Origin of the sequence: Pseudomonas sp. PA1(2017), assembly GCF_001945375.1 — a bacterium.
Classification (GTDB): domain Bacteria; phylum Pseudomonadota; class Gammaproteobacteria; order Pseudomonadales; family Pseudomonadaceae; genus Aquipseudomonas.
On record NZ_MSXU01000009.1, the window covers coordinates 1,622,425 to 1,649,334 of the forward strand.

Here is a 26,910-nt window from a genome sequence, read left to right on the forward strand (position 1 = left end):
TTACCCCCGTGCCTCGACGCTGTCGGCGAGAATCGCCAACACCAGTTGCTGGAAGTCCAGACCGGCTGCCTGGGCCGCCATCGGCACCAGGCTGTGGTCGGTCATGCCCGGAACGGTGTTCACCTCCAGCAACCAGAAACGCCCATCGGCGTCCTGCATCACATCGGCGCGTGCCCAACCCTGGGTACCGACGGCCTCGCAGGCGCGCGCGGTCAGGGCCTTCAGCTCGGCCTCCTTGTCGGCCGAGAGGCCGCAAGGCACGCGGTACTGGGTGTCATCGGCCAGGTACTTGGCGTCGTAGTCGTAGAAGCTGTGCGAGGTGCCCAGGGCGATCGGTGGCAGCACCTGGCCACGCAGCATGGCGATGGTGAACTCCGGGCCATGGATCCACTGCTCGACCAGCACCTGGCTGTCGTAGCAGGCGGCGTCCTGCCAGGCGGCGATCAGGGCGTCCACGTCGCCGACCTTGGCCATGCCGATGCTGGAACCTTCGTGCGCCGGCTTGACGATCAGCGGGAAGCCCAGCTCGTCAGCGGCGCGATGGCAATCGTCGGCGCTGGCCAGCACGGCGTGGCGCGGCGTGGACAGGCCGAGGCTTTGCCACACCTGCTTGGTGCGCAGCTTGTCCATGGCCAGCGCCGAGGCAAGGATGCCGCTGCCGGTATAAGGAATGCCGGCGCACTCGAGCAGGCCCTGCATGCTGCCATCTTCACCGCCACGGCCATGCAACACGATGAAGGCGCGGTCGATCTTCTCGCTGCCTAGGCGGGTAACGAAGTCGTCACCCACGTCGATGCCGAATGCCTCGACGCCAGCGCTCTGCAGTGCGCTAAGCACGGCATTGCCGGACTTCAGCGATACCTCACGCTCGGCGCTCTTGCCACCGAACAGCACGGCAACACGGCCGAATGCCGCTACCGGCAGTTGGGATTTCAGGGTTTCGGCACTCATTTGCGTTGACCTTGCGCGCTGAACAGCGGGCTCTGCAGCAGTTGTGGGGCGACGCCGCCGATGTCACCGGCGCCCTGGCAAAGCAGGATGTCGCCAGCACGCAGCAGCGGCTTGATCAGCGGTGCCAGGTCGGCGCCGCGCTCGATATAAATGGGGTCCAGCTGACCGCGCTGGCGAATGCTGTGGCACAGCTGACGGCTGTCGGCACCGGGGATCGGCTCTTCGCCGGCCGGGTAGACCTCCATCAGCAGCAGCACGTTGGCGTCAGTCAGCACTTGCACGAAATCGTCGTACAGATCGCGGGTACGGCTGTAGCGGTGCGGCTGATAGACCATCACCAGGCGACGCTCCGGCCAGCCGCCGCGCACGGCCTTGATCACTGCCGCCACTTCGCGCGGGTGATGACCGTAGTCGTCGACCAGCATCACCTCACCGCCTTCGACCGGCAGTTGGCCATACACCTGGAAGCGTCGACCGACGCCCTGGAACTGCGACAGCCCCTGGACGATGGCCTCGTCACTGATGCCTTCATCGGTAGCGATGCAGATGGTTGCCAGGGCATTGAGCACGTTGTGATTGCCCGGCATGTTCACCGACACGTCAAGCGGCTCGCAGTCGGGGCGCAGCACGGTGAAGAAGGTCTGCATGCCCTGCTGGCGCACGTTGATGGCGCGCACGTCGGCATCTTCGCTGAAGCCATAGGTCACCGTCGGGCGGCCGACCTGAGAGAGGATCTCGCGTACCACCGGATCGTCCACGCACAGCACGGCCAAGCCATAGAACGGCAGGTTGTGGAGAAACTCGATGAAGGTCTTCTTCAGTTTGTTGAAGTCGCCCTCATAGGTGCTCATGTGATCCATGTCGATGTTGGTCACCACCGACACCATGGGCTGCAGGTGCAGGAAGCTGGCGTCGCTCTCGTCGGCTTCGGCGATCAGGTAGCGGCTCGAACCGAGCTGGGCGTTGGTGCCGGCAGCGTTCAAGCGGCCGCCGATCACGAAGGTCGGATCCAGGCCACCAGCGGCGAACACCGAGGCCAGCAGGCTGGTGGTGGTGGTCTTGCCATGGGTGCCGGCCACGGCGATGCCATGGCGATAGCGCATCAGCTCGGCGAGCATTTCGGCGCGCGGCACCACGGGAATGCGGCGCTCGAGCGCGGTCGCCACTTCCGGGTTAGAGGTGTTGATCGCGCTGGAGACCACCAGCACGTCGGCGCTCTCGGCGTTTTCGGCACGGTGGCCGATGAAGATCTGTGCACCGAAGTTTTCCAGGCGCTCGGTCACGGCCGAGGTCTTCAGGTCGGAACCGGACACTTCGTAGCCCAGGTTGAGCAGGACTTCAGCGATACCGCACATGCCGGCGCCGCCGATGCCGACGAAGTGAATGCGGCGGATACGACGCATGCGCCGCACTTCTGCCTTGACCGCTGCGGGGGATTTAGCCACGGGCCACCTCCAGGCAGACATCGACGACGGTACGGGTAGCATCAGGCTTGGCCAGGCGACGTGCGGTGCTGGCCATTTGTTTGAGTCGTTCGGGGTGCATCAAGACCTCGGTCAGCTGCGCTGCCAGATCGGCAGCGTCAGTGGAGCGTTGTGGCAGAAGAACGGCGGCACCGTCCTTCGCGAGATAGCTGGCGTTGCGCGTCTGGTGGTCGTCGATCGCGTGGGGCAACGGCACCAGGAAAGCCGGCAGGCCGGCGGCAGCCAATTCGCTGACGGTCAGCGCACCGGAGCGGCAGACCACCAGGTCGGCCCAGGCGTAGGCGCGGGCCATGTCGCCGATAAAGGGCGCGACCTGCGCTTCGACGCCCGCTGCGTTGTATCGTTCGCCGGTCACCTCGGCGTGTTGCTTGCCGGCCTGGTGGAAGACCTCCGGGCGCAATTCGGCGGACACCTGCGCCAGTGCCTCTGGCAGCAACTTGTTGAGCGGTTCGGCGCCCAGGCTGCCACCCAGAATCAGCAGGCGTGGCCGACGACCGGTCAGCGCATCGCGCGGCGTTTCCAGGAACAGCTCTTCGCGTACCGGGTTGCCGGTGGTGCGGCGCTTGTCCGACGCGGCGAAGGTATCGGGGAAAGCCTCGCAGACCCGGCTGGCGAATGCCACCAGACTGCGATTGGCGGTACCGGCCACGGCATTCTGCTCGTGAATGATCAGCGGCACGCCGGCCAGCTTGGCTGCCAGGCCGCCCGGGCCAGTCACGTAGCCGCCCATGCCGAGCACGCAGACCGGCTGCAGTTCGCGCACCACCTTGCGGGCCTGGAACAGCGCCTTGAGCAGCTGCAGCGGCGCCTTGAGCAGCGACAGCTTGCCCTTGCCCCGCAAGCCACTGACGTTGATCAGGTGCAGCGGCAGGCCGGCAGCCGGAACCAGTTCGTTCTCGATGCCACGCGGCGTGCCCAGCCAGTGCACGCGGTAGCCGCGTGCCTGGAATTCACGGGCGCAGGCCAGCGCCGGGAACACATGCCCGCCGGTGCCACCCGCCATGATCAGTACGTTACCGGCCATGCTGCACCTCCCGCTCGGGCTCGGGGAAGTCGCTTTCGTCGAACTCGACGTCTTCGCTGCCCAGACCATTGCGCGCTTCCCACTCGATGCGCAGCAACAGCGCCAGGCTGACGCAGCAGATCACCAGGGAGCTGCCGCCGTAACTCAGGAACGGCAGGGTCAATCCCTTGGTGGGCAAAAGACCGATGTTCACGCCGATGTTGATCAGGAACTGGCCGATCCACAGGAAGCCCAGGCCGAAAGCCACATAGGCCGAGAAGAACTGCTTGGCCTTCTCGGCCCACAGGCCGATGTACAAGGCGCGCACGCTGACGAACACGAACAGGCCGACGGTTGCCAGCGCACCGACCAGGCCCAGTTCCTCGGCCAGCACGGAGAACACGAAGTCGGTGTGTGCTTCGGGCAGGTAGAACTGCTTCTGAATGCTGTTGCCCAGACCGACACCCAGCCATTCGCCACGCCCGAAGGCGATCAGCGCCTGGGTCAGCTGGTAGCCGGAACCGTACTGGTCGGCCCAAGGGTCGGTAAAGGTGATCAGGCGCTGCAGGCGGTACTCCTGGCTCTGCACCAGCACGAATACCGCGCCAACCGCCAGAGCTACCATCAGCAGGAAACGGAACAAGCCGACGCCACCGAGGAACAGCATGGCCATGGCCGCGCCCATCATCACCACGGTCGCCCCGAAGTCGGGCTCGAGCAGCAGCAGGAAGGCCATGGGCAGCAACACCACGAACGGCTTGAAGAAGCCCGCCCAGCTTTCGCGCACCTCTTCCTGGCGACGTACCAGGTAGCCGGCGAGATAAAGCACCACGAATACCTTGGCGATCTCCGAAGGCTGGATGTTGAAGGCCCCGAAACCGATCCAGCGCTTGGCACCGTTGACCTCGCGGCCAATGCCGGGCAGCAGCACCATCACCAACAAGGCGATGGCGATCAGTAGCAGCAACCAGCTGTGGCGCTGCCAGGTGGCCAGCGGAATCATCAGCACCACGCCAGCGGCACCCAGGCCGATGGCCAGATAAATCAGGTGACGAATCATGTAGTACAGCGGGCTGCCGGTATTCACCGCCGCCACTTCGGTGGAGGCCGAGGAAATCATCACCAGACCGAGGCCGAGCAGCGCCAGGCAGCCGGCGAGCATCGGGAAGTCCATGTCCAGGCCACGGCGGCCGAGAAGCGGGGACGGATACGGACGCAGGAAGGACAGCATCAGACGAGCGCCTCCACGGCCTGGGCGAACAGGCGCCCGCGTTCTTCGAAATTCTTGAACATGTCCAGGCTCGCGCAGGCCGGCGACAGCAGTACCGCATCGCCGCTTTGGGCGAGCGCGGCAGCCTGGTCGACGGCAGCCTGCAGGCTGTCGGCGCGCACGATTTCCACCGCGCCATCCAGCACCGCGGCCAGTTTGTCGGCATCGCGGCCAAGCAGCACCACGGCGCGACAATGAGCGGCGACCGGCTTGCGCAGGCTGGAGAAATCGGCACCCTTGCCGTCGCCACCGGCGATCAGCACCAGCTTGCCATCGATGTCGGCGCCCAGGCCTTCGATGGCCGCCAGCGCAGCACCGACGTTGGTGGCCTTGGAATCGTCGTAGTAGCTCACGCCACTGCGCTCGCCAACCCACTGGCAGCGGTGCGCCAGACCGGTGAAGGCTTTGAGGGTATCGAGCATGACGGCCATCGGCAGGCCCACGGCATGGCCGAGCGCCAGCGCCGCCAGGGCATTGGACTGGTTATGGGCGCCACGCACCTTCAGCTCGCGCACCGGCAGCAGCGCCTCGAACTGATAGGCCAGGTATTTTTCGCCGTTTTCCTCAAGCAGGCCGAAACGCTTGAAGTCCGGCTTGCCGAGGCCGAAGCTCCAGCACGGCACCTGATCGGCGATCATCGGCCGCGACAGCGGATCGTCACGATTGACCACCACTTGCCGCGCGCCCCGGAAGATGCGGTGTTTGGCCAGGTGATAAGCCGGCAGATCGGCGTAGCGATCCATGTGGTCTTCGCTGACGTTCAGGCAGGTGGCCACTTCGGCGTTGAGCAGCTCGGTGGTTTCCAGCTGGAAGCTGGACAGCTCGATGACGTAAAGCTCCACGTCGTCGGCGAGCAGATCCAGCGCCGGCGTGCCCAGGTTGCCGCCCACGGCGACCTTGCGCCCCGCCGCTGCCGCCATCTCACCTACCAGGGTGGTCACGGTGCTCTTGGCGTTGGAACCGGTGATGGCGATGATCGGCGCCTTCGCCGCGCGAGCGAACAGGTCGATATCGCCGGAAAGCTTGGCGCCGCGCTTGGCCGCTTCCTGCAGAGCCGGCGTAGCCACGGCCAAGCCGGGGCTGACCAGCAGTTCGCTGGCACGGCTGAGGAATTCCACGTCCAGCTCGCCACAACGCACTTCGACCTGTGGGAACTGTTCACGCAAGGTGCTCAGCTCCGGCGGATTGGCACGGGTGTCGGCCACGGCGAAGCGCACGCCCTGGCGCGCGAGGTAGCGCACCAGGGACATGCCGCTCTTGCCGAGGCCGACAACGATGCGGAATTGGTCGGAAGCGATCAGGCTCATGCTGTCCTCAACGCAGTTTCAAAGTAGCGAGGCCGATCAACACCAGAATGACGGTGATGATCCAGAAACGAACGATGACCCGTGGCTCGGGCCAACCCTTCAACTCGAAATGGTGGTGAATCGGTGCCATGCGGAACACGCGCTTGCCGGTCAGCTTGAAACTGGCGACCTGGATGATCACCGACAGGGTTTCCATCACGAACACGCCGCCCATGATGAACAGGACGATTTCCTGGCGCACAATCACGGCGATGGTGCCCAGCGCAGCACCCAGCGCCAGCGCGCCCACGTCGCCCATGAACACCTGAGCGGGGTAGGTGTTGAACCACAGAAAGCCCAGGCCGGCGCCAATCAGCGCGCCGCAGAACACGATCAGCTCACCGGCACCCGGCACGTAGGGAATCAGCAGGTATTCGGAGAAATTCACGTTGCCCGACAGGTAGCAGAAAATGCCCAGGGCGCCGCCGACCATCACGGTAGGCAGGATCGCCAGGCCGTCGAGGCCGTCGGTGAGGTTCACCGCGTTGCTGGAGCCGACGATGACGAAATAGGTCAGCACCACGAAGCCGATACCCAGGGGAATGCTGACGTCCTTGAGCAGCGGCACGATCAGGGTGGTTTCGATCGGCGTCTGCGCAGTCATATAAAGGAAGACGGCCGCGCCGATGCCGAACACTGATTGCCAGAAGTACTTCCAGCGGCTCGGCAGGCCACGCGAGTCCTTCTCGATCACCTTGCGGTAATCATCGACCCAGCCGATGGCGCCGAACAGCAGGGTGACGATCAGCACCACCCACACGTAGCGATTGCTCAGGTCAGCCCACAGCAGGGTGCTGATGGCGATGGCCGAGAGAATCAGCGCACCGCCCATGGTCGGCGTGCCCTTCTTGGACAGATGCGACTGCGGGCCGTCGTTGCGCACGGCCTGGCCGATCTGGCGGATCTGCAGGGTACGAATCATCCAGGGGCCGAGGAACAGCGCCAGCGCGAGCGCCGTCAGCACGCCTAGAATCCCGCGCAGGGTCAGGTACTGAAAGACCGCGAAGCCCTTGTGGAACTGTTGCAGATACTCTGCCAGCAGCAGCAGCATTTAGTGACTCTCCCCACTGTCGCCACACAGCGCGGCGACGACGTTTTCCATCGCGGCGCTGCGTGAACCTTTAATTAGAATGGTGCTGTCGCCGGGCTCGGCGCGTACCGCGTCGATCAGCGCGGCCTGGTCGGCGAAATGCCGCGACCCGGCGCCAAAGGCCTGTACGGCATGTTTCATCTGAGGACCGACCGCATAGAGCACATCGGCCTTGCCGACTGCGTAGTCGCCCACGTCGCGGTGGCCCTGCTCGGACCAGGCGCCCAGCTCGCCGATATCGCCCAGCACCAGCACCTTGCGACCGGAGAAGCCGGCGAGGATATCGATGGCGGCGCAGATCGAAGCCGGATTGGCGTTGTAAGTGTCGTCGATGACCCGGGCGCCGTTCTGCGCCAGTTGCGCAACGGCACGGCCCTTGACCGGCAGCAGGCTTTCCAGGCCGTTCTTGATGGCCACCAGTGGCACCGCCAGGGCATGGGCGGCAGCGGCAGCGGCCAATGCATTGGTCACGTTGTGCTCACCGAGCAGATTCAGTTGTACGCGGGCCTGGCCTTCCTGGCAGAACAGCGTGAATGCCGGGCAGCCACGTGGATCACGGCTCAGCTCACGGGCATGGAAGTCGGCGCTGCTGTCGCGCAGCGCAAAACTGAGAACTCGGCGCCCGGCTGCACGCTTGACCCAACGCTCGAACGCCACGTCGTCACGGTTGAGCACGGCAATGCCGGTCTCACCCAGACCTTCGAGAATTTCGCCCTTGGCCAGCACGATGTTCTCGGGGCCGCCGAACTCACCCACGTGGGCGTTGCCGGCGTTGGTGATGATCGCCACTTGCGGTTTGGTCAGGCCGACGGTGTAGGCGATCTCGCCGATACCCGAGGCGCCCAGTTCGATGACTGCGCCAGTGTGTTCCGGGCCCAGTTCCAGCAGGGTCAGCGGTACGCCCAGCTGGTTGTTGAGGTTGCCGCGGGTCGCCAGCACGGCGCCGCCGTCCTGAGCGCAGGCCGAGCGCAGGATGGCGGCCAGCATTTCCTTGACGGTGGTCTTGCCGCTAGAGCCGGTCACGGCGGCCAGCAGGCCACCGTAGGCCTGGCGATTGAGCGCGCCCAATTGGCCGAGGGCCAGCGTGGTATCGGCGACTACCACTTGCGGCAGGTCGACGCCCGCGACTTCGCGCGTTACCAGCGCCGCCACAGCGCCTTTGGCAGCGACCTGGGCCAGGTAGTCATGCCCATCGAAACGCGGGCCGCTCAAGGCGACGAACAGCTGGCCCGGCACGATGCTGCGGCTGTCGGTGCTGACGGCCGAGAAGGCGCAGTCATCACCGACCACGCGACCGCTCAGGGCGCTGGCGATTTCGCTCAACCGAAATGCCTTAAGCATGTGCCGCCTCCCATGCAGCCAGTGCACGACCGGCCTCCTGCAGATCGGAAAACGGCTGACGCACACCGTCGATTTCCTGGTAATCCTCGTGGCCCTTGCCGGCCAGCACGACCACGTCGCCGACCTGGGCTTCGCCAATCAGCTGGGCGATGGCATTGCCACGACCGTGCATGAAACGCACGTGCTCGGCTTTGCCGAAACCGGCACGGATGTCGTCGAATATCTGCTCGGGCGACTCGGTACGCGGGTTGTCGTCGGTAACCAACGCGGCGTCAGCCAGGCGCTCGACCACCTCGGCCATCAGCGGGCGCTTGCCGCGATCACGGTCACCACCACAGCCGAACAGGCACAGCAGTCGACCCGTGACATGGGGGCGCAGCGCACCCAGCACCTGCTCCAGCGCGTCCGGGGTGTGGGCGTAGTCGACGACCACCAGCGGTGCATCCTGGCCGCCGAGGCGCTGCATACGGCCAATAGGGCCCTGCAAGCGCGGAAGCACCTTGAGAATTTCGTCCAGCGGGTAATCCATGGCGACCAGCGCACCGACCACGGCGAGCAGGTTGCTGAGGTTGAAGCGGCCCAGCAGCGAGCTGCGCAGGCTGCCCTCGCCGCGCGGCGTAACCAGCGTGGCGCGCACGCCCTGGTCATCGAAATGAATATCGCGGCAGAACAGATAGGCGCTCGAATCCTGAAGGCTGTAGCCGATCAGCCGGGAGTCACGCTCCTGAGCAGCCAGTTCGCGGCCCACGGCATCGTCCAGATTGATGACGCGAGCACGCAGGCTCGGCCAGGCGAACAGCGCGGCCTTGGCGGCTTGGTAGGCCTCCATCGAACCGTGGTAATCGAGGTGATCGCGGGACAGGTTGGTAAACACCGCCACGTCGAAATCCAGTGCGGCGACGCGGCCCTGATGCAGGCCGTGGGACGATACTTCCATGGCGATGGCCCGCGCGCCGTTCTTTTTAAGGCCAGCCAGGGTCGCCTGTACGCCGATCGGATCCGGCGTGGTGTGCAGGCCCTGAGCCAGCGTGCCGTAGAAGCCGTTGCCGAGGGTGCCGACGATGCCGCACGGCTCGCCGAGCAGGTCTAGGGCCTGGGCCAGCAACTGACTGACGCTGGTCTTGCCGTTGGTGCCGGTGATGCCGACCATGTGCAGGCCGCGGCTTGGCTCGCCGTAGAAGCGGCCAGCAATGGCCGACAGCTGACCGGCCAGGCCTTTGATGGCGACCAGTTCGGCACTTTCGGCGGTCATCGGCAGCGAGCCGTCGGTCTCGAAGGCAACCGCGGCAGCACCACGGGAAATCGCGTCGGCGATATGCACGCGGCCATCCTGACGAGTGCCCGGCACGGCCAGGAACAGGTCGCCGGGGCGCACCTGGCGGCTATCGAGGGTCAGTTCACGGATCAACACGCCGCTGCTCGCCTGGGGCAACAACTGGTTCAATGGCATGGGCATCAGCCGCGCCCTCCATTGTTGGCTGCCGCTGGCGCTTCGGCTTGCACGGCCGTGGTCTCGGGCAGGTTATCCGGGGTGATGTTCATCAGGCGCAGGCCGCCGGCCATTACGCGACTGAACACGGGGGCCGATACCAGGCCGCCGTAGTAGCCACTCTTGCTTGGCTCGTCGATGACCACGGCAACGGCGATGCGCGGGTTGCTGGCCGGTGCGAAGCCGGCGAACAGCGAGCGATAGGCGTTGGCCTGGTAACCTTTGGTACCGGCAGCGGTCTTGCGCGCCGTGCCGCTCTTGCCGGCTACATGGTAACCCGGCACCTGGGCACGGAATACGCCGCCCGGGGCCTCGATCACCTGCTGGAGCATGCCCTGCAGGGTGTGGGCAACGTCTTCGGGGATCACCTGCACGCTGTCGCGCACGCGATCGGTACGTGTCAGCGACATCGGTACGCTGCGCCCGTTGTTGCCCAGCACGGCGTAGGCATGGGCCAGCTGCACGGCAGTGACCGACAGGCCATAGCCGTAGGAAAGGGTCGCGGTTTCTGCCTTGCGCCACTCACGATGGTTGGGCAGGTTGCCGACGCGCTCACCCGGGAAGCTCAGGCCGGTGTCCTGGCCCAGACCGACCTGCTGCATCACGTCATAGATAGCCGCGCCACCGATATCGAAAGCGACCTTGCTCATGCCCACGTTACTGGACTTGATCAGAATGCCGGTCAGGTCGAGCACGCCGTCCGGCGCGCGGGACACGTCCTTGATGGTGTAGCGGCCGATCTGCAGCGTACCGCCATGCACGTCGACCTTGTCGGTTGGTTTCCAGCGTCCGGTTTCCAGGGCGGCACTCATGGAGAACGGCTTCATGGTCGAGCCTGGCTCGAAAACGTCGATCATGGCGCGGTTACGCATGGCAGCCGGCTGCAGGTTGCGACGGTTGTTGGGGTTGTAGGTCGGCTGGTTGACCATGGCGAGGATCTCGCCGGTCTTCACGTCGAGCATCACCAGGCTGCCGGCCTTGGCACCGAACTCGACCAGCGCGTTACGCAGTTCGCGGTGGGCCAGGTATTGCAGGCGCAGGTCGATGGACAATGCCAGTGCCTTGCCGGCCTTGGCGTTCTGGGTGACCTGCACGTCGCGGATCAGGCGGCCACGGCGATCCTTGAGTACCTGACGCTTGCCAGGTACGCCGGCCAGCCAGTCCTCGAACGCCAGTTCAACGCCTTCACGACCGCGGTCATCGATATCGGTGAAGCCGACCATGTGGGCGGTGACTTCGCCAGCCGGATAGAAACGACGAAACTCCTCGATGGAGTAAACGCCCGGAACCTTGAGATCGAGCACGCGCTGGCCCTGCTCGGGGGTCAGGCCGCGCACCAGATACATGAACTCACGCTCGGCGTTGGCCTGCAGGCGCTGGGCGAAGGCATTCGGCTCCTGACCCAGCGCAGCCGCCAGCACCGGCCACTGCGCCTTGCCAGCCTGAAGCTCCTTGCCATTGGCCCACAGGGTGGTGACCGGAGTACTGACCGCCAGCGGCTCGCCGTTACGGTCGGTGATCAGACCACGGTGCGCCGGAATCGGAATATGCCGCACGCTGCGCGCGTCGCCGTGGGCTTTGAGGAAGTCATGATCGAACACATGCAGTTCGAAGATGCGCGCCGCAATGGCCGCGACCATCAGCGCGAGCAGCAGCATCACCAGGCGGAAGCGCCACGGGTAAAGAGCCCCTTCGAGCTTCATCATGGCGCCACCATGCGCACTTCGGCGGCGTCGGGGATGCGCATTTTCAGCTGTTCGCTGGCCAGGGTCTCGATCCGGTTGTGAGCCGTCCAGGTGCTCTGCTCGAGGATCAGCCGACCCCACTCGGCTTGCGCCTTGTCACGCACACTGAGCTCGCCGTACAGGCTGTTGAGCAACTGACGATTCCAGTGCGCGCTGTAGGACACCGCCAGCGCTGAACCGAGCACGCCGACGAAGAGCACCAGCATCAGCAGGCTGCCCTTGGGAAAACGCTTGAGGCCCACGCCGCTCATCGCAGTTTCTCCGCGACGCGCATGACTGCGCTGCGCGAGCGTGGGTTGGCCTTGAGTTCGGCCTCGGAGGCGAACTGTGGTTTGCCGATCAGTTTCAGGCGCGGCTCGAAGGCCTTGGGGATGATGGGCAGGTCACGCGGCAGCTTGTCCATCTCGCCCTTGGCGTGCTTGCGCATGAACTGCTTGACGATGCGGTCTTCCAGGGAGTGGAAGCTGATCACCACCAGACGGCCGCCCACTTCCAGGTTCCCCAGCGCGGCGTCGAGGCCACGTTCCAGGTCGCCCAGCTCATTGTTGACGTGGATGCGCAGCCCCTGGAAGGCACGGGTCGCCGGGTTCTTGCCTTTCTCCCAGGCGGGATTGGCGACGGTCAGCACCTGCGCCAGGTCGGCAGTGCGCTCGAAGGCCTGCTCCTGGCGACGAGCCACCACGGCGCGCGCCATGCGCTTGGCGAAGCGCTCTTCACCATATTCCTTGAATACGCGGGCGATCTCGTCTTCATCGGCAGTGGCGATGAACTGTGCAGCGCTGACGCCCCGCGAAGGGTCCATGCGCATGTCCAGTGGGCCGTCGTTGAGAAAACTGAAGCCGCGCTCGGCATCATCGAGCTGCGGCGAGGACACACCCAGATCCAGCAGAATGCCGCTCACGCCACCGGCCAGGCCGCGGACAGCGAGTTCGTCGCCAAGTTCCGCAAAGCTTCTCTGTACAACGACAAAGCGGCCGTCTTCGGCCGCTAGCGTATTTCCAGTCGCGATTGCGAGAGGGTCCTTGTCGAACCCCAGCAAGCGACCGCCAGGCCCGATCCTTTCGAGGATCAGCCGGCTATGCCCACCCCGCCCGAACGTGCCATCTACATAGCAGCCATCGGCGCGCGGCGAGAGCGCCGCAACGGCCTCTTCGAGCAACACGGTGATATGGCGAAAGGTAGAGGTCATGTTCACAGAATCAGGTCACGAAGGTCATCGGAAAGAGCACCCGGTTGCTTGATGGCGGCCAGATCGGCATCGGCCACGGCATTCCAGGAATCCTCATCCCACAGTTGAAATTTATTGAGCTGCCCCACCAGCATCGCGCGCTTGTCCAGCTTGGCGTATTCGCGCAACCGCGGCGGAACCAGAAAACGACCGCTGCCATCCAGCTCGAGATCGACGGCATTACCAATCAGCAGACGTTGCAGGCGGCGGTTCTCTTCACGAAAGGAAGCCAGCTCGCGCAGCTTGTTCTCGATGATTTCCCACTCCGGCAACGGGTAGACACAAAGGCAGGGATCGATGGCGTCGATGGTGACGATGAGCTGGCCAGCCGAACGCGAAACGAGCTCGTCCCGATACCGACTTGGCATCGCGAGCCGCCCCTTGGCGTCAAGACTTATGGCGTTAGCTCCGCGAAACACGATCGCGTTTCCCCTTTATTCAGCCATCCGCATCCAAAAAAACCCACTTCATGCCACTTTTTACCACCGGAGCACACTATAGGAACGCGCATACCCCACCGTCAAGGCGCGCCAGAACGGAAAATTCCTTATAGAACGGAGATTTAGCGAATAAATGAGAAGTGGGACGAGCGCCCAAAGCGGGAAAGATGGCTAAAAAACAACCACATACAAGAACCTACCCAACGAACTTAAAGTAGTTTGTTAAGAGTAAGATTTTTTCGGTATTAGAAATGAGGAGAAGAAGCAAAAGCAGTAGGAGGTGGAGAGTCGATCTATAAGCCGGGTTCTGTCGAGGACAGCCATTCCTCTACGACGTACATCACTGCACGCCTTTAGCAACCTACCCGGTTCCAGCGCGGGCCACGCCAATGGAACCCTATTTGGTCTTGCTCCGAGTGGGGTTTGCCTAGCCACGGACTGTTACCAGCCGTGCGGTGCGCTCTTACCGCACCTTTTCACCCTTACCGGCGCCGAAGCACTTAGGCGGTTGTTTTCTGTGGCACTTTCCGTAGGCTCGCGCCTCCCAGGCGTTACCTGGCACTCCGCCCTATGGAGCCCGGACTTTCCTCCCCCTTCCAGATGGAAGGCAGCGACTGTCCGATCGACTCTCCGCCGCCTAGGGTAACCGCTGGGACCCGGCAAGAACAAGTTCAACCGTCCTGCTGGCGCTCCAGCGCTGCCTGATAGAGCAGGTTCTTGCGCACGCCGGTGATCTGCGCGGCCAGCGCTGCCGCGCGCTTGAGCGGCATTTCGGCAAGCAACAGATCGAGCACGCGCAGCGCCTCGACACTCACCGACGCCTCGTCTTCGGGCGCCTGCCAGCCTGCCACCAGCACCACGCATTCACCGCGCTGCTGATTGGCATCGGCCGCCACCCACTCGCACAACTGATCGAGCGGCATGCCCTGCAGGGTTTCGAAGGTCTTGGTCAGCTCCCGAGCCAGCAACGCCTGGCGCTCGCCGCCGAATACCTCGCGCATGTCCTGCAGGCACTCGAGGATGCGATGCGGCGCCTCATAGAAGATCAGCGTACGCGGCTCTTCGCGAACCAGTTCGAGGCGCGCCCGCCGCCCGACCGTCTTGGCCGGCAGAAAGCCTTCGAAGACGAAGCGATCGGACGGCAGGCCGGCAGCCGACAGCGCCGCGATCAGTGCGCAGGCACCAGGCACCGGAACCACGCGAACCCCGGCGGCCCGGGCCTGGCGCACCAGGTGATAGCCCGGGTCGGAAATCAGCGGCGTGCCGGCATCGGAAATCAGCGCCACATCGTCTCCCGCCAGCAGGCGCTCGATGAAGCGATTACCTTCGTCACGCTCGTTGTGCTCATGACAGGCCGCCAGCGGCGTACCGATACCGAAGTGCTGCATCAGGCGCGCCGAGTGTCGCGTGTCTTCGGCGGCGATCAGCGAGACATCGCCGAGCACCTTCAGCGCCCGGGCACTGAGGTCATCGAGATTGCCAATGGGCGTCGCCACCACGAACAGGGTGCCCGCAGCGGATCGGGGAGCTTCATTAGCGATCACGGAAATGCCTCATCAATAGCTGGAAAGGCGCCATTGTAACGCGAGCGAACCGCCAGGGCGGAAACGCGTCGCCAGCGCGAACAGCTGCGACCTCTGCGTACCGGTTAACACCTTCATCGTCGCGCCAAGGCGGTGCCTTGGGTACAATCCGGCGTTCATTTGCTCAAGACCCGGAATCGCTTACATGATTGCCTGCCTGCGTCCGCTCTCTGCACTCTGCCTAGCCGGCCTGCTCGTTGCCTGCAGCAGCTCGCCTTCCTCGAACCTTGGCGAACTGCCTCGCACGCCCCAGGCCAGCGTGGAGCAGATGCTCCAGCAAGCCGGCACCAGCCAGAGCGAAGACGCCCAGCTGTTGCGTCTGTCGGCCGCCGACCTGGCCGCCAAGCAGGGCAACGCGCAACGTGCCGAGAGCATTCTCGGGCAGGTCGACCTGCAACTGCTCAAGCCAGCGCAGCAGATCTACGCCAGCACCCTCAAGGCGGAACTGGCCCTGGCGCGTAACGATGCCAAGGCCGCCCTCGACGCTCTGGCCCACCCCAGCCTCGATCGCCTCGGCGAACTGCCGGTCGAGCAGCAGACCCGCACCCAATTGGCCCGCGCCAACGCCCTGGAAAAAGATGGCCAGATTCTCGCCGCGGCCCGCGAGCGGGTATTCATTGCGCCATTGCTGAGTGGCGACGACGCGCAGCGCAATCAGGATCACATCTGGAAACTGGTCTCCAGCCTGCCGGCCGAGCCGGCACCGACCGCCGACGACGCCGACTTGGCCGGTTGGCTGTCGCTGGCCCAGGTGGCGAAGACCGTTGGCACGCTCAAGCAGCAGCAGGACGCAATCGACAACTGGCTGGCTCAGCACCCTACCCATCCCGCGGCCCAACAACTGCCCAAGGCCCTTGCCGACCTGCGCGCCCTGTCGAGCAAGCCGCTGGAGAAGATCGCCCTGCTGCTGCCCCAGGAAGGCCAACTGGCCTCGGTGTCGCGCGCCCTGCGTGACGGTTTCCTGGCCGCCCATTACCAGGCCCAGCAGGCAGGCGAAAACCCACCGCAGATTCAGCTGTACGACAGCGCCCGCCTGACCTCCCTGGACGATTTCTATCGCCAGGCCCAGGCCGATGGCGTGGAACTGGTTATCGGCCCGCTGGAGAAGAACCTGGTCACCCAACTGGGTAACCGCGGCCAGTTGCCGATCACCACGCTGGCCCTGAACTACGCCGACCCAGGCGCCAAGAACCCCGCACAACTGTTCCAGTTCGGCCTGGCCGCCGAGGACGAAGCCCGCGAAGTCGCGCGCCGCGCCTGGGCCGACGGCATGCGCAACGCCGTCGCCCTGGTACCCAAGGGCGACTGGGGCAACCGTGTACTGGACGCCTTCCGCCAGAGCTGGCAAGCCGCCGGCGGCACCTTCCTGGGCGCTGAGCAGATCGACCAGCCCGTGGACATGGCAGGCCAGGTCGCTCGCCTGCTGCAGGTCAGCGGCAACTCGCGCCGCCAGGACGTGGACTTCATCTTCCTCGCCGCCACGCCGCAGCAGGCCCAGCAGATCAAACCGACCCTGGCTTACCAGTACGCGGGCGACGTGCCGGTGTATGCCACTTCGCACCTGTTCAGCGGCAGCATGAGCGCGGCCCAGTACCGCGACCTGGACGGCATCCGGTTCTGCGAAACCCCCTGGCTGCTGGACGCCAACGATCCGCTGCGCCAACAGGTCAACAGCCAGTGGCCGCAAGCCGGCGGCAGCCTGGGTCGCCTTTACGCCATGGGGGTCGACGCCTTCCGCCTGGCGCCGCGCCTCGACCAACTCAAGACCCTGCCCGACAGCCGCGTCGAAGGGCTGTCCGGCAACCTGAGCCTGAATGCGTCGCAGCGCGTCGAGCGCCAGCTGCCCTGGGCGCAATTCAGCAATGGCCAGGTTCAGCGCCTGCCAGAAACCAACATTGAGTGACGATCCACGCCATGCCAGCGGGCGAGCGGCCGAAGCCCTCGCCTGCGAGCACCTGCAAGGTCATGGACTGAAGCTGATCGAGCAGAACTGGCGCGGACAGCGGGGCGAACTCGATCTGGTCATGCTAGATGGCGATACAGTAGTATTCGCCGAAGTGCGCTACCGCAAGCACAGTGCATGGGGTGGCGCGGTCGAAAGCGTCGACAGACGCAAGCGTGACAAGCTGATCGCCACGGCCATGCAATTTCTGCAACAGGAGAAGCGCTGGGCCAAACATCCCTGCCGTTTCGATGTCATAGCCGTAGGCCATGGCAGACCCGCATCACTGGAATGGATTAGAAACGCTTTCGACAGTTGAAGCTCAGGCTCGCTGCGATACCCTGATCCACCGCCGTTTCCAACGACAGCGCCGCGCGCCCAAGGGCCGGGGCCTCGTTATAGTCAAGGTCAAAGCTCTACATGGATATGCAAGCCCGTATTCGCCAGCTGTTTCACGGCAGTATCGAAACCAAGCACCACGCCATGGAGGTCCTGCCTCCGTTCATCGAGCATGCCAGCCAGGTGATGGTTCAGGCACTGCTCAGCGAAGGCAAGATCCTGTCCTGCGGCAACGGCGGCTCGGCCGGCGATGCACAGCATTTCTCCTCGGAGCTGCTCAACCGCTTCGAACGCGAGCGCCCCAGCCTGCCGGCGATCGCCCTGACCACCGACAGCTCGACGATCACCTCGATCGCCAACGATTACAGCTACAACGAAGTCTTCTCCAAGCAGATCCGCGCGCTAGGCCAACCAGGCGACGTGCTGCTGGCGATTTCCACCAGCGGCAACTCCGCCAACGTAATCCAGGCCATCCAGGCCGCCCACGACCGGGAAATGACCGTGGTTGCCCTGACCGGCCGCGATGGCGGCGGCATGGCCTCGCTGCTGCTGCCCGAAGACGTCGAGATTCGCGTGCCGTCGAAGGTCACGGCGCGCATTCAGGAAGTCCATCTATTGGCCATCCATTGCTTGTGCGACCTTATCGACAGTCAACTGTTTGGGAGTGAAGAATGACCCGTTCACCACTGATCTTCGCCGCCTTGGCATTGAGCCTGATCCTGGGCGGCTGCGGCAGCCGCAGCATCGGCAACAAGATCGACGACCAGTTCGTCGGCCCGGACGTCGCCAATGCCATCACCCGTGCCCACGCCGATCTCGCCAGCCCCACCTCGCACATCGTGGTGACCAGCTATAACGGCGTGATCCTGATCGCCGGCCAGACGCCCCGCGCCGACCTGAAAACCACGGCCGAACAAGCTGCCCGCCGCGTTCAGGGCGTGCGCAAGGTACACAACGAGCTGCAGGTTCAGCAGCCCAGTTCACTGCTGGCGCGCAGCAACGACTCGCTGCTGACCACCAAGATCAAGACCCAGATGCTGGCCGACAGTGGCGTGCCGGGCAGTCGCATCAAGGTGATCACCGAGAACGGCATCGTCTACCTGCTCGGCGTTGTCAGCCGCCAGGAAGCCAATGCGGCAAGCAACGTGGTGCAGAACACCTCGGGCGTGCAGAAGATCATCAAGCTGTTCCAGTACACCGACTGATCACGGCGGCACAACGAAAAACGCCAGTCAGGCGGCACCTGACTGGCGTTTTTTTATGCCTGAGGCTTGAGCGCCCAGCGCGATATCGCGCCCGGACCCAGTCACGGGCCTACCTTGGGATGACCAGCCCGAGCCTCGCATTGCGGCAAGGCGACGTCGCTGCCTCTACCCGCAATGCCAAACGACAGGCAATAAAAAAGCCAGTCAGGTCACCCTGACTGGCTTTCTCGACGCAGCGGCTTCAGCCCGGATCAGACACCCGAGGCTTTGGCAGCAGCGACGTCCTTGATGGACAGCTTGATACGGCCGCGGTTGTCCACGTCCAGTACCAGCACTTCCACTTCCTGGCCTTCCTTGAGGATGTCGGTGACCTTCTCTACGCGCGCATCGCTGAGCATGGAGATGTGCACCAGACCGTCCTTGCCCGGCAGGATGTTGACGAAGGCGCCGAAGTCGACGATACGCTCGACCTTGCCGACGTAGATCTTGCCGATCTCGGCCTCGGCGGTGATCGCCAGTACGCGCTGCTTGGCAGCATCGGCGGCTTCCTTGGTTTCGCCGAAGATCTTGATCGAGCCGTCGTCTTCGATGTCGATCGAGGCCTTGGTCTCTTCGCAGATGGCGCGGATGGTGGCGCCGCCCTTGCCGATGACGTCACGGATCTTGTCCTGGTCGATCTTCATCGCCAGCATGGTCGGGGCGTTAGCCGACAGCTCGCTGCGCGACTGGGCGATCACCTGGTTCATCTGACCGAGGATGTTCAGACGCGCTTCCAGGGCCTGGTTCAGGGCGATTTCCATGATCTCTTCGGTGATGCCCTGGATCTTGATGTCCATCTGCAGCGCGGTGACGCCATTGGCGGTACCGGCTACCTTGAAGTCCATGTCGCCCAGGTGGTCTTCGTCACCGAGGATGTCGGTCAGAACGGCGAATTTCTCGCCTTCCTTGACCAGACCCATGGCGATACCGGCAACCGGCGCCTTCATCGGTACACCAGCGTCCATCAGGGCCAGGGAAGCACCGCAAACGGAGGCCATGGAGGACGAACCGTTGGATTCGGTGATCTCCGAGACGATACGGATGGTGTACGGGAACTCGTCAGCGCTCGGCAGCATGGCGGCAACGCCACGACGAGCCAGGCGGCCGTGGCCGATCTCACGACGACCGGTGGCGCCCATGCGACCACACTCGCCCACCGAGTACGGCGGGAAGTTGTAGTGCAGCATGAAGGGGTCTTTCTTCTCGCCTTCGAGGGTGTCGAGCAGCTGTGCATCGCGGGCGGTACCAAGGGTGGCCACGACCAGCGCCTGGGTTTCGCCGCGGGTGAACAGAGCCGAACCGTGGGTCTTGTCCAGCACGCCGACCTCGATGTTCAGGCCACGTACGGTACGGGTGTCACGACCATCGATACGCGGCTTGCCGTTGACGATGTTCTCGCGCACGGTGCGGTATTCGATTTCGCCGAAGGCGTCTTTGACTTCGCCGGCGCTCGGCTGACCTTCCTCACCGGAGAACTTGGCAACCACCTGGTCGCGCAGCTCGCCCAGGCGCGCATAGCGATCCTGCTTGATGATGATGGTATAGGCGTCGGAGATCGCGGCACCGAACTCGGCGCGGATGGCGTCCAGCAGGCTGGTGTTGGCGGCAGCGGCCTGCCAGTCCCAACGCGGCTTGCCCGCTTCGGCGGCCAGCTCGGTAACGGCCTGGATGACGGCCTGGAATTCGTCATGGGCGAACAGCACGGCGCCCAGCATCTGGTCTTCGGTCAGCTCTTTGGCTTCGGATTCGACCATCAGTACGGCGTCTTTGGTACCGGCCACGACCATGTCCAGGCTCGACGCCTTGAGCTGCTCGTAGTTCGGGTTCAGCAGGTAGCCGGTTTCGGGGTGGTAGGCAACACGGGCGGCACCGATGGGGCCGTCGAACGGGATGCCGGAGATGGCCAGGGCAGCCGAGGTACCGATCATCGCTGCGATGTCCGGGTCGGTCTTCTTGCTGGTGGAGACCACGGTGCAGATGACCTGCACTTCGTTCTGGAAGCCTTCCGGGAACAGCGGGCGGATCGGACGATCGATCAGGCGCGAGGTCAGGGTTTCCTTCTCGCTCGGGCGCGCTTCACGCTTGAAGAAGCCGCCAGGGATCTTGCCGGCTGCGTAGGTCTTTTCCTGGTAGTGCACGGACAGCGGGAAGAAACCCTTGCTCGGGTCGGCAGACTTGGCGCCTACCACGGTGACCAGCACGGTTACGTCGTTGTCGACGGTGACCAGCACGGCGCCGGAAGCCTGACGGGCGATACGGCCAGTCTCGAGGGTGACGGTCGACTGACCGAATTGAAATTTCTTGATTACCGGGTTCACGGTGTTTTCCTTCTCTCTGTTGCCTTTGGGGGAAACGGTTCTTGCGAATTGGTGGGCAATCGCTGCGGGAGTCGGCCCGGCGCTGTCCAAAGTGGCTGAAGCCATAAAACGGGTGAAGCATAAACGCAAAAGCTGGAAGCAGGGCGAGCCCACTTCCAGCTTTTGCGGTCAACGACAGCTAAGCATTGCTTAGCGACGCAGACCCAGGCGACCGATCAGGGCGCTGTAACGGCTGGTGTCCTTACCCTTCAGGTAGTCCAGCAGCTTGCGGCGCTGGTTGACCATACGGATCAGGCCACGACGCGAGTGGTGGTCTTTGCCGTTGGCCTTGAAGTGGCCTTGCAGCTTGTTGATGTTGGCGGACAGCAGAGCAACCTGGACTTCCGGGCTACCGGTATCGCCTTCAGCTTGCTTGTAGTCGTTAACGATCTGGGCTTTTTCTTCAACGCTGAGTGCCATGTGGGCATCCTCTCATCTGGAGACGGTCGCAAGGACAGTCTCAATAGGCCGGGAATCGCTTCCCGTGTTTTAAAGGAGGTATGACCGTGCCTATTGACAGCCACCCTCGTTACGAGCCGCCGGAGCGGCTCGCCACGGTCACGCGGACCGAATCAGACGACGCGGCGCAATGCGCCCGTCTTCGCTCACTTCACCAATACCGATGAAGCGACCATTGTGATCTTGCACCCGAACCATGCCGAACTTCGGCGCGTCTGCGGCGCGAACCGGCTGCCCTTGCAGCCAATAGAACGAACTGTGCTCCGAAAAGCTCAGCAGCGGCCAATGCTCCAGCCCACTGTCCACCGGCAGCAGGAAACGATCGACGGCTTCGTTGCCACCCTCCTCATGGGCCTGCAGCAGTTCGTCCAGGCTGACACTCTGGGACAAGTCGAACGGGCCGGCCTTGGTACGGCGCAGCTCGGCGACATGGGCACCACAGCCCAGCAGGTGCCCGATATCCTCGACCAGCGTACGGATATAGGTGCCTTTACTGCAGTCCACCGCCAGGCTCGCCTTGTCGGCCACACTGCTCAGCAACTCCAGGCGCGCAATAGTAACAGAACGCGCCTCGCGCTCCACTACTTCTCCGGCACGCGCAAGTTTGTACAGCGGCTGGCCGTCGCGCTTGAGCGCCGAATACATCGGCGGCACCTGACTGATGTCACCACGAAAACGCGGCAGCAGCGCCTCGATGTCCGAGGCGTCGACATTCACTTCGCGGCGCTCGATCACCTCACCCTCGGCATCGGCCGTGGTGGTGGTGACGCCGAGCTGCATGACCGTCTCATAGCCCTTGTCGGCATCGAGCAGGTACTGGGAAAACTTGGTCGCCTCGCCGAAGCACAATGGCAGCACGCCGGTGGCCAGCGGATCGAGACTACCGGTGTGCCCGGCCTTCTCGGCATTGAGCAACCAACGCACCTTCTGCAACGCCGCGTTGGAGCTGAAGCCCTTTGGCTTGTCGAGCAGGATGATGCCGTCAACCTTGCGACGAATACGCTTAACCTGGGCCACGCGCTTACTCCTTGGCCTCGGTGTCGCTGTCGACGTGCTTGCTGTCCTCGGTCACCGCACGCTCGATCAGCGCCGATAACTGGGCACCACGCACGATGCTTTCGTCGTAATGGAAACGCAGGTGCGGCACGCTGCGCAGCTTCATCGCCTTGCCCAGCTGCATGCGCAGGAAACCACTGGCGTCGTTCAGTACCTTGAGGCTCTGCGCGATGGGGTCTGAACCCTCTTGCGGCTCGGCGCCCATGACGGTAACGAACACCTTGGCATGGCTGGCGTCACGGCTAACATCGACCGCAGTAACGGTGACCAGGCCACCCAGGCGCGGGTCTTTGACTTCGGTACGAATCAGCTGCGCCAATTCGCGTTGAATCTGGTCGCCGATACGCTGGGCACGGCTGTAGTCTTTTGCCATCGTTGCTACCTTCCACTCGTCTCGCCACCTGCAAAAGCAGCGGACTCAAAAGCGGCAAACGCCCGGCCGCGCAGATGCGGGGCCGGGCGTTGCGTGTTGCGACTCGCGATTACAGGCTGCGAGCCACCTGGACTTTCTCGAACACTTCGATCTTGTCGCCGACCTTGACGTCGTTGTAGCTCTTCACCGCGATACCGCACTCCATGCCGTTACGCACTTCGGCCATATCGTCCTTGAAGCGACGCAGGGACTCCAGCTCGCCTTCGAAGATCACCACGTCGTCACGCAGTACGCGGATCGGACGGTTACGGTAGACCGTACCTTCGACCACCATACAACCGGCGACCGCACCGAACTTCGGCGAACGGAACACGTCGCGCACTTCGGCGATGCCGAGGATGTTCTCGCGAACGTCGCTGCCGAGCATACCGGTGAGCGCCTTCTTGACGTCCTCGATGATGTCGTAGATGACGTTGTAGTAGCGCATGTCCAGACCTTCGGCCTCGACGATCTTGCGCGCACCAGCGTCAGCACGGACGTTGAAGCCGAACAGCACGGCGTTCGACGCCAGGGCCAGGTTGGCATCGGACTCGGTGATACCACCGACGCCGCCACCGACCACACGCACCTGTACTTCGTCGTTGCCCAGGGTGCTGAGCGAGCCCTGCAGAGCCTCGAGAGAACCACGCACATCGGACTTGAGAACGATGTTGAGGGTTTTCTTCTCTTCCTGGCCCATGCTCTCGAAGATGTTCTCCAGCTTGCCGGCGTGGGCACGTGCCAGTTTCACTTCGCGGAACTTGCCTTGACGGAACAGCGCAACCTCGCGGGCCTTCTTCTCGTCGGCCACGACGGTCATGTCATCGCCCGCCTCTGGCGTGCCGTCCAGGCCGAGGATCTCGACCGGGATGGACGGGCCGGCTTCCTTAACAGGCTTGCCGTTTTCGTCCAGCATGGCGCGGATGCGGCCGTAGTTGGAGCCGACCAGCACCATGTCGCCCTGGCGCAGCGTACCGTCCTGAACCAGCACGGTGGCTACCGGGCCGCGGCCCTTGTCCAGACGCGATTCGACGACCACGCCACGACCAGGCGCCGTCGGCATGGCCTTGAGTTCGAGAACTTCGGCCTGCAGCAGAACTGCTTCGAGCAGCTCGTCCACGCCGGTACCCATCTTGGCCGAGACATGCACGTAGGGTGCGTCGCCGCCCCACTCTTCCGGAATCACGTCCAGCGCGGCCAGGCCGTTCTTGATGTTGTCCGGGTTGGCATCGGGCTTGTCGATCTTGTTCACCGCGACCACGATCGGCACGCCAGCCGCTTTCGCGTGCTGAACCGCTTCCTGGGTCTGCGGCATCACGCCGTCGTCGGCCGCCACCACGAGGATGACGATGTCGGTAGCCTTGGCACCACGGGCACGCATCTGAGTGAACGCAGCGTGACCCGGGGTATCGAGGAAGGTCACCATGCCGCGCTCGGTTTCCACGTGGTAGGCACCGATATGCTGCGTGATACCACCTGCTTCACCGGACGCGACCTTGGCACGACGAATGTAGTCGAGCAGCGAGGTCTTACCATGGTCGACGTGACCCATGACGGTCACCACCGGCGCACGGGAAATCGCCTCACCTTCGAACTTCAGGGACTCGGCCAACTGCTCTTCGAGCGCGTTGTCGCTGACCAGCTTGACCTTGTGGCCCAGCTCTTCGGCGACCAGTTGAGCGGTTTCCTGATCCAGCACCTGGTTAATGGTGGCAGGCGTGCCCATCTTGAACATGAATTTGATGACTTCAGCAGCCTTCACCGACATCTGCTGGGCCAGTTCGCCCACGGTGATGGTTTCGCCGATCGACACTTCACGCACCACCGGGCCGGCCGGAGCCTGGAAGCCATGCTGGTTGCGCTTCTTGAGCTTGGACTTGCCACGGCCACCGCGGCGGAAACCATCGCTCTCTTCGTCGATGGTACGCGGCGCGACACGTGGAGCAGGCGCCTTTTCCTTGACGGTCGGGCGGTGCTGAGTGGTCTTGCGCTCACCACCACGGCGGTCGGCATCGTCACTACGCGCCTTGTCGGGGCGACGCGGCTCGTCCTTCTTACGCTCGTCGACAGCCGGAGCAACCGGCGCGTCGACGACGGCCGGCGCCACAGCCGCTTCGACGGCGCGTGCGGTCGGCGCTGCGGCCGCCTGGCGCTTGGCGTCGTCTTCGGCCTGGCGCTTGGCTTCTTCCTCGGCCTTCAGACGAGCAGCTTCCGCCGCAGCACGTTGCTCTTCGAGCTCGCGCTGTTTCTCGGCTTCGATCTCTTCGTTGCTGCGCTTGACGAAGGTCTTCTTCTTGCGCACTTCAACGCTGATGGTCTTGCTACCAGCAACCCTGAGGGTACTGGTGGTCTTGCGCTGCAAGGTAATCTTGCGCGGTTCCTCGGCTTTCTTGTCGCCGTGGCTGCTCTTCAGGTGAGCAAGCAGGGCCTGCTTTTCGTTATCGGTGACAACTTGCTCGGCACTGCTGTGCGGCAAACCCGCCTCTCGCATCTGCTGCAGCAGGCGCTCTACCGGTGTGTCGACCACTTGGGCCAGTTCTTTCACCGTGACTTGCGTCATGCACTTCTCTCCTCAGGCCGTAAAACTTACTCGAACCAGTGGGCTCGGGCGGCCATGATCAGCTTGCCGGCACGCTCTTCGTCGATGCCGTCGATGTCGAGCAGGTCGTCGATCGACTGCTCGGCCAGGTCTTCACGGGTAACCACCCCGCGTACTGCCAGTTCCTGCGCCAGGCCTTTGTCCATACCCTCAACTTCGAGGAGGTCTTCGGCCGGCTGGGCGTCTGCCAGTTTTTCTTCCGTGGCGATGGCCTTGGTCAGCAAACGATCCTTCGCTCGAGAGCGCAGTTCGTTGACGATTTCTTCGTCGAAACCGTCGATGCTGAGCATCTCTTCCATCGGCACGTAGGCGATTTCTTCCAGGCTGGTGAAGCCCTCTTCGACCAGCACCTGGGCCAGTTCTTCGTCGACTTCCAGCTCGTCGATGAAGCTTTGCAGAATGTCACCGGTCTCGGCCTGCTGCTTGGCCTGGATGTCCGACTCGGTCATCACGTTCAGCGTCCAGCCGGTCAGCTGACTGGCCAGGCGCACGTTCTGGCCGCCACGGCCGATGGCCTGGGCCAGGTTGTCCTCGCCAACGGCGATGTCCATGGCATGGGCATCTTCATCGACGATGATCGCCGCAACTTCGGCCGGCGACATGGCGTTGATGACGAACTGCGCCGGGTTGTCGTCCCACAGCACGATGTCCACACGCTCGCCGACCAGCTCGCCGGAAACAGCCTGAACGCGCGAGCCACGCATGCCGATACAGGCGCCTTGCGGGTCGATGCGCTTGTCCTTGGAACGCACCGCGATCTTTGCGCGCGAACCCGGGTCACGGGAGGCGGCCTTGACTTCGATGAGGCCTTCGGCGATTTCCGGCACTTCGATACGGAACAGCTCGATCAGCATTTCCGGCGCAGTACGCGACAGGATCAGCTGAGGGCCGCGGTTCTCGGTGCGGATTTCCTTGAGCAGCGCACGCAGGCGCACGCCGACACGGAAAGTCTCACGCGGGATGATGTCTTCGCGAGCCAGCAGAGCCTCGGCGTTGGCACCCAGGTCGACGATGACGTTGTCGCGGGTAACCTTCTTGACGGTACCGGCGATGATTTCACCCAGACGCTCGCGGTAGGCCTCGACGACCTGCGCACGCTCGGCTTCACGTACCTTCTGCACGATGACCTGTTTGGCCGTCTGGGCAGCGATACGACCGAACTCGATGGACTCGATCTTCTCCTCGAGCACATCGCCGACCTTGGCGTTGGCCTCGACCGCACGCGGCATGTCAGTCGTCACCTGGTGCGCCGGATCTTCGAAGTTTTCCTCGTCGACCACGGTCCAGCAGCGGAAGGTCTCGTAGCTACCACTCTGGCGGTTGATCGCCACCCGCAGTTCGACTTCATCTTCAAAACGTTTCTTGGTCGCCGTGGCCAGCGCCAACTCCAGCGCCTCGAAAATCACAGCGGCCGGTACGCCCTTTTCATTGGATACCGACTCAACAACCAGCAGTACTTCTTTGCTCATCGTACGCCTCGCCTTTCGCAATCCATTGGGATCGACACATTCCGATCCCGCGGGATCCGTGTC

General features: G+C 63.7%; 23 protein-coding genes and 1 other RNA gene. 4 read left to right on the forward strand and 20 right to left on the reverse strand.

The genetic code is table 11. From position 1 onward, the window contains the following. The 14 genes from BVH01_RS14335 to rsmI all read right to left on the reverse strand — a co-directional run bounded on the left by BVH01_RS14335 (position 1) and on the right by rsmI (position 14,928). Entirely contained in the window at positions 1-951 is a 951-nt protein-coding gene (locus tag BVH01_RS14335) for a D-alanine--D-alanine ligase (protein WP_075930933.1), read from the reverse strand. After that, positions 948-2,354: a UDP-N-acetylmuramate--L-alanine ligase gene (murC, locus tag BVH01_RS14340; RefSeq protein ID WP_218189108.1), complete on the reverse strand. Its 1,407-nt coding sequence runs from the start codon at positions 2,352-2,354 to the stop codon at positions 948-950. Before murC ends, BVH01_RS14335 begins: the two co-directional genes overlap by 4 nt. 34 nt (positions 2,355-2,388) lie before the next feature. Then, positions 2,389-3,459 carry an undecaprenyldiphospho-muramoylpentapeptide beta-N-acetylglucosaminyltransferase gene (gene murG / locus BVH01_RS14345; protein ID WP_075930935.1) on the reverse strand — a complete coding sequence of 357 codons (1,071 nt, stop codon included), beginning with the start codon at positions 3,457-3,459 and terminating at the stop codon, positions 2,389-2,391. After that, positions 3,449-4,669: a putative lipid II flippase FtsW gene (gene ftsW, locus BVH01_RS14350; protein WP_075930936.1), complete on the reverse strand. Its 1,221-nt coding sequence runs from the start codon at positions 4,667-4,669 to the stop codon at positions 3,449-3,451. Before ftsW ends, murG begins: the two co-directional genes overlap by 11 nt. Beyond that, positions 4,669-6,015 carry a UDP-N-acetylmuramoyl-L-alanine--D-glutamate ligase gene (murD, locus tag BVH01_RS14355; RefSeq protein WP_075930937.1) on the reverse strand — a complete coding sequence of 449 codons (1,347 nt, stop codon included), beginning with the start codon at positions 6,013-6,015 and terminating at the stop codon, positions 4,669-4,671. Before murD ends, ftsW begins: the two co-directional genes overlap by 1 nt. Before the next feature lie 7 nt (positions 6,016-6,022). Then, complete coding sequence (gene mraY / locus BVH01_RS14360; protein WP_075930938.1) at positions 6,023-7,105, reverse strand: phospho-N-acetylmuramoyl-pentapeptide-transferase; 1,083 nt, start codon at positions 7,103-7,105, stop codon at positions 6,023-6,025. After that, positions 7,106-8,485, reverse strand: coding sequence for a UDP-N-acetylmuramoyl-tripeptide--D-alanyl-D-alanine ligase (murF, locus tag BVH01_RS14365; protein ID WP_075930939.1), 1,380 nt, complete (start codon positions 8,483-8,485; stop codon positions 7,106-7,108). It lies immediately after the preceding gene. Next, positions 8,478-9,941: a UDP-N-acetylmuramoyl-L-alanyl-D-glutamate--2,6-diaminopimelate ligase gene (locus BVH01_RS14370; protein ID WP_075930940.1), complete on the reverse strand. Its 1,464-nt coding sequence runs from the start codon at positions 9,939-9,941 to the stop codon at positions 8,478-8,480. Before BVH01_RS14370 ends, murF begins: the two co-directional genes overlap by 8 nt. Continuing rightward, positions 9,941-11,677, reverse strand: coding sequence for a penicillin-binding protein 2 (locus BVH01_RS14375; RefSeq protein WP_168172894.1), 1,737 nt, complete (start codon positions 11,675-11,677; stop codon positions 9,941-9,943). The genes BVH01_RS14370 and BVH01_RS14375 overlap by 1 nt, the downstream gene beginning before the upstream one ends. Continuing rightward, positions 11,677-11,970, reverse strand: a complete 294-nt coding sequence (gene ftsL, locus BVH01_RS14380; protein WP_075930942.1) for a cell division protein FtsL — start codon at positions 11,968-11,970, stop codon at positions 11,677-11,679. Before ftsL ends, BVH01_RS14375 begins: the two co-directional genes overlap by 1 nt. Next, positions 11,967-12,908: a 16S rRNA (cytosine(1402)-N(4))-methyltransferase RsmH gene (gene rsmH / locus BVH01_RS14385; RefSeq protein ID WP_139317835.1), complete on the reverse strand. Its 942-nt coding sequence runs from the start codon at positions 12,906-12,908 to the stop codon at positions 11,967-11,969. Before rsmH ends, ftsL begins: the two co-directional genes overlap by 4 nt. A gap of 2 nt (positions 12,909-12,910) precedes the next feature. Next, positions 12,911-13,366: a division/cell wall cluster transcriptional repressor MraZ gene (mraZ, locus tag BVH01_RS14390; RefSeq protein WP_013792660.1), complete on the reverse strand. Its 456-nt coding sequence runs from the start codon at positions 13,364-13,366 to the stop codon at positions 12,911-12,913. A 301-nt stretch (positions 13,367-13,667) separates the two neighbouring features. Then, positions 13,668-14,017: RNase P RNA component class A (gene rnpB, locus BVH01_RS14395), an RNA gene on the reverse strand. Positions 14,018-14,058: 41 nt separating this feature from the next. Then, on the reverse strand, positions 14,059-14,928 hold the full coding sequence (rsmI, locus tag BVH01_RS14400) for a 16S rRNA (cytidine(1402)-2'-O)-methyltransferase (protein WP_168177289.1): 870 nt from the start codon (positions 14,926-14,928) through the stop codon (positions 14,059-14,061). A gap of 187 nt (positions 14,929-15,115) precedes the next feature. Here rsmI and BVH01_RS14405 point away from each other — a divergent pair, with 187 nt between their 5' ends. The 4 genes from BVH01_RS14405 (at position 15,116) to BVH01_RS14420 (ending at position 18,456) form a co-directional block, all read left to right on the forward strand. After that, positions 15,116-16,873, forward strand: coding sequence for a penicillin-binding protein activator (locus BVH01_RS14405; RefSeq protein ID WP_075930945.1), 1,758 nt, complete (start codon positions 15,116-15,118; stop codon positions 16,871-16,873). Further along, entirely contained in the window at positions 16,833-17,231 is a 399-nt protein-coding gene (locus tag BVH01_RS14410; protein ID WP_075931043.1) for a YraN family protein, read from the forward strand. Before BVH01_RS14405 ends, BVH01_RS14410 begins: the two co-directional genes overlap by 41 nt. A 101-nt stretch (positions 17,232-17,332) precedes the next feature. Continuing rightward, complete coding sequence (locus BVH01_RS14415; protein WP_075930946.1) at positions 17,333-17,926, forward strand: phosphoheptose isomerase; 594 nt, start codon at positions 17,333-17,335, stop codon at positions 17,924-17,926. Next, on the forward strand, positions 17,923-18,456 hold the full coding sequence (locus BVH01_RS14420) for a BON domain-containing protein (protein ID WP_075930947.1): 534 nt from the start codon (positions 17,923-17,925) through the stop codon (positions 18,454-18,456). Before BVH01_RS14415 ends, BVH01_RS14420 begins: the two co-directional genes overlap by 4 nt. Before the next feature lie 251 nt (positions 18,457-18,707). On the opposite strand, the gene pnp is transcribed toward BVH01_RS14420, so the two are convergent. The 6 genes from pnp to nusA all read right to left on the reverse strand — a co-directional run bounded on the left by pnp (position 18,708) and on the right by nusA (position 26,847). Beyond that, positions 18,708-20,813, reverse strand: coding sequence for a polyribonucleotide nucleotidyltransferase (pnp, locus tag BVH01_RS14425; RefSeq protein WP_013792666.1), 2,106 nt, complete (start codon positions 20,811-20,813; stop codon positions 18,708-18,710). 189 nt (positions 20,814-21,002) lie between these two features. Then, positions 21,003-21,272, reverse strand: a complete 270-nt coding sequence (rpsO, locus tag BVH01_RS14430; protein ID WP_042554902.1) for a 30S ribosomal protein S15 — start codon at positions 21,270-21,272, stop codon at positions 21,003-21,005. Between the two features lie 138 nt (positions 21,273-21,410). Further along, entirely contained in the window at positions 21,411-22,328 is a 918-nt protein-coding gene (truB, locus tag BVH01_RS14435; RefSeq protein ID WP_075930948.1) for a tRNA pseudouridine(55) synthase TruB, read from the reverse strand. Positions 22,329-22,332: 4 nt separating this feature from the next. Further along, positions 22,333-22,740 (reverse strand): 30S ribosome-binding factor RbfA, encoded by a 408-nt coding sequence (gene rbfA / locus BVH01_RS14440; protein ID WP_013792669.1) that lies wholly within the window; start codon positions 22,738-22,740, stop codon positions 22,333-22,335. A gap of 109 nt (positions 22,741-22,849) precedes the next feature. Further along, the gene (gene infB, locus BVH01_RS14445; RefSeq protein WP_075930949.1) at positions 22,850-25,339 is read right to left on the reverse strand and encodes a translation initiation factor IF-2; all 2,490 of its coding nucleotides are present in this window, start codon (positions 25,337-25,339) and stop codon (positions 22,850-22,852) included. A 26-nt stretch (positions 25,340-25,365) separates the two neighbouring features. Further along, entirely contained in the window at positions 25,366-26,847 is a 1,482-nt protein-coding gene (gene nusA, locus BVH01_RS14450; protein ID WP_075930950.1) for a transcription termination factor NusA, read from the reverse strand. Between the last annotated feature and the right edge of the window lie 63 nt (positions 26,848-26,910).

Bases quoted from the DNA above. Each gene is read 5' to 3' on its own strand.
- infB (WP_075930949.1), bottom strand. From the start codon at position 25,339: ATGACGCAAGTCACGGTGAAAGAACTGGCCCAAGTGGTCGACACACCG.
- rpsO (WP_042554902.1), bottom strand. From the start codon at position 21,272: ATGGCACTCAGCGTTGAAGAAAAAGCCCAGATCGTTAACGACTACAAG.
- nusA (WP_075930950.1), bottom strand. From the start codon at position 26,847: ATGAGCAAAGAAGTACTGCTGGTTGTTGAGTCGGTATCCAATGAAAAG.
- ftsL (WP_075930942.1), bottom strand. From the start codon at position 11,970: ATGAGCGGCGTGGGCCTCAAGCGTTTTCCCAAGGGCAGCCTGCTGATG.
- murF (WP_075930939.1), bottom strand. From the start codon at position 8,485: ATGCTTAAGGCATTTCGGTTGAGCGAAATCGCCAGCGCCCTGAGCGGT.
- BVH01_RS14410 (WP_075931043.1), top strand. From the start codon at position 16,833: ATGGCCAGGTTCAGCGCCTGCCAGAAACCAACATTGAGTGACGATCCA.
- BVH01_RS14375 (WP_168172894.1), bottom strand. From the start codon at position 11,677: ATGAAGCTCGAAGGGGCTCTTTACCCGTGGCGCTTCCGCCTGGTGATG.
- BVH01_RS14370 (WP_075930940.1), bottom strand. From the start codon at position 9,941: ATGCCCATGCCATTGAACCAGTTGTTGCCCCAGGCGAGCAGCGGCGTG.
- BVH01_RS14415 (WP_075930946.1), top strand. From the start codon at position 17,333: ATGGATATGCAAGCCCGTATTCGCCAGCTGTTTCACGGCAGTATCGAA.
- murC (WP_218189108.1), bottom strand. From the start codon at position 2,354: ATGCGTCGTATCCGCCGCATTCACTTCGTCGGCATCGGCGGCGCCGGC.
- BVH01_RS14335 (WP_075930933.1), bottom strand. From the start codon at position 951: ATGAGTGCCGAAACCCTGAAATCCCAACTGCCGGTAGCGGCATTCGGC.
- BVH01_RS14405 (WP_075930945.1), top strand. From the start codon at position 15,116: ATGATTGCCTGCCTGCGTCCGCTCTCTGCACTCTGCCTAGCCGGCCTG.
- rbfA (WP_013792669.1), bottom strand. From the start codon at position 22,740: ATGGCAAAAGACTACAGCCGTGCCCAGCGTATCGGCGACCAGATTCAA.
- murD (WP_075930937.1), bottom strand. From the start codon at position 6,015: ATGAGCCTGATCGCTTCCGACCAATTCCGCATCGTTGTCGGCCTCGGC.
- rsmH (WP_139317835.1), bottom strand. From the start codon at position 12,908: ATGACCTCTACCTTTCGCCATATCACCGTGTTGCTCGAAGAGGCCGTT.
- mraY (WP_075930938.1), bottom strand. From the start codon at position 7,105: ATGCTGCTGCTGCTGGCAGAGTATCTGCAACAGTTCCACAAGGGCTTC.
- ftsW (WP_075930936.1), bottom strand. From the start codon at position 4,669: ATGCTGTCCTTCCTGCGTCCGTATCCGTCCCCGCTTCTCGGCCGCCGT.
- BVH01_RS14420 (WP_075930947.1), top strand. From the start codon at position 17,923: ATGACCCGTTCACCACTGATCTTCGCCGCCTTGGCATTGAGCCTGATC.
- murG (WP_075930935.1), bottom strand. From the start codon at position 3,459: ATGGCCGGTAACGTACTGATCATGGCGGGTGGCACCGGCGGGCATGTG.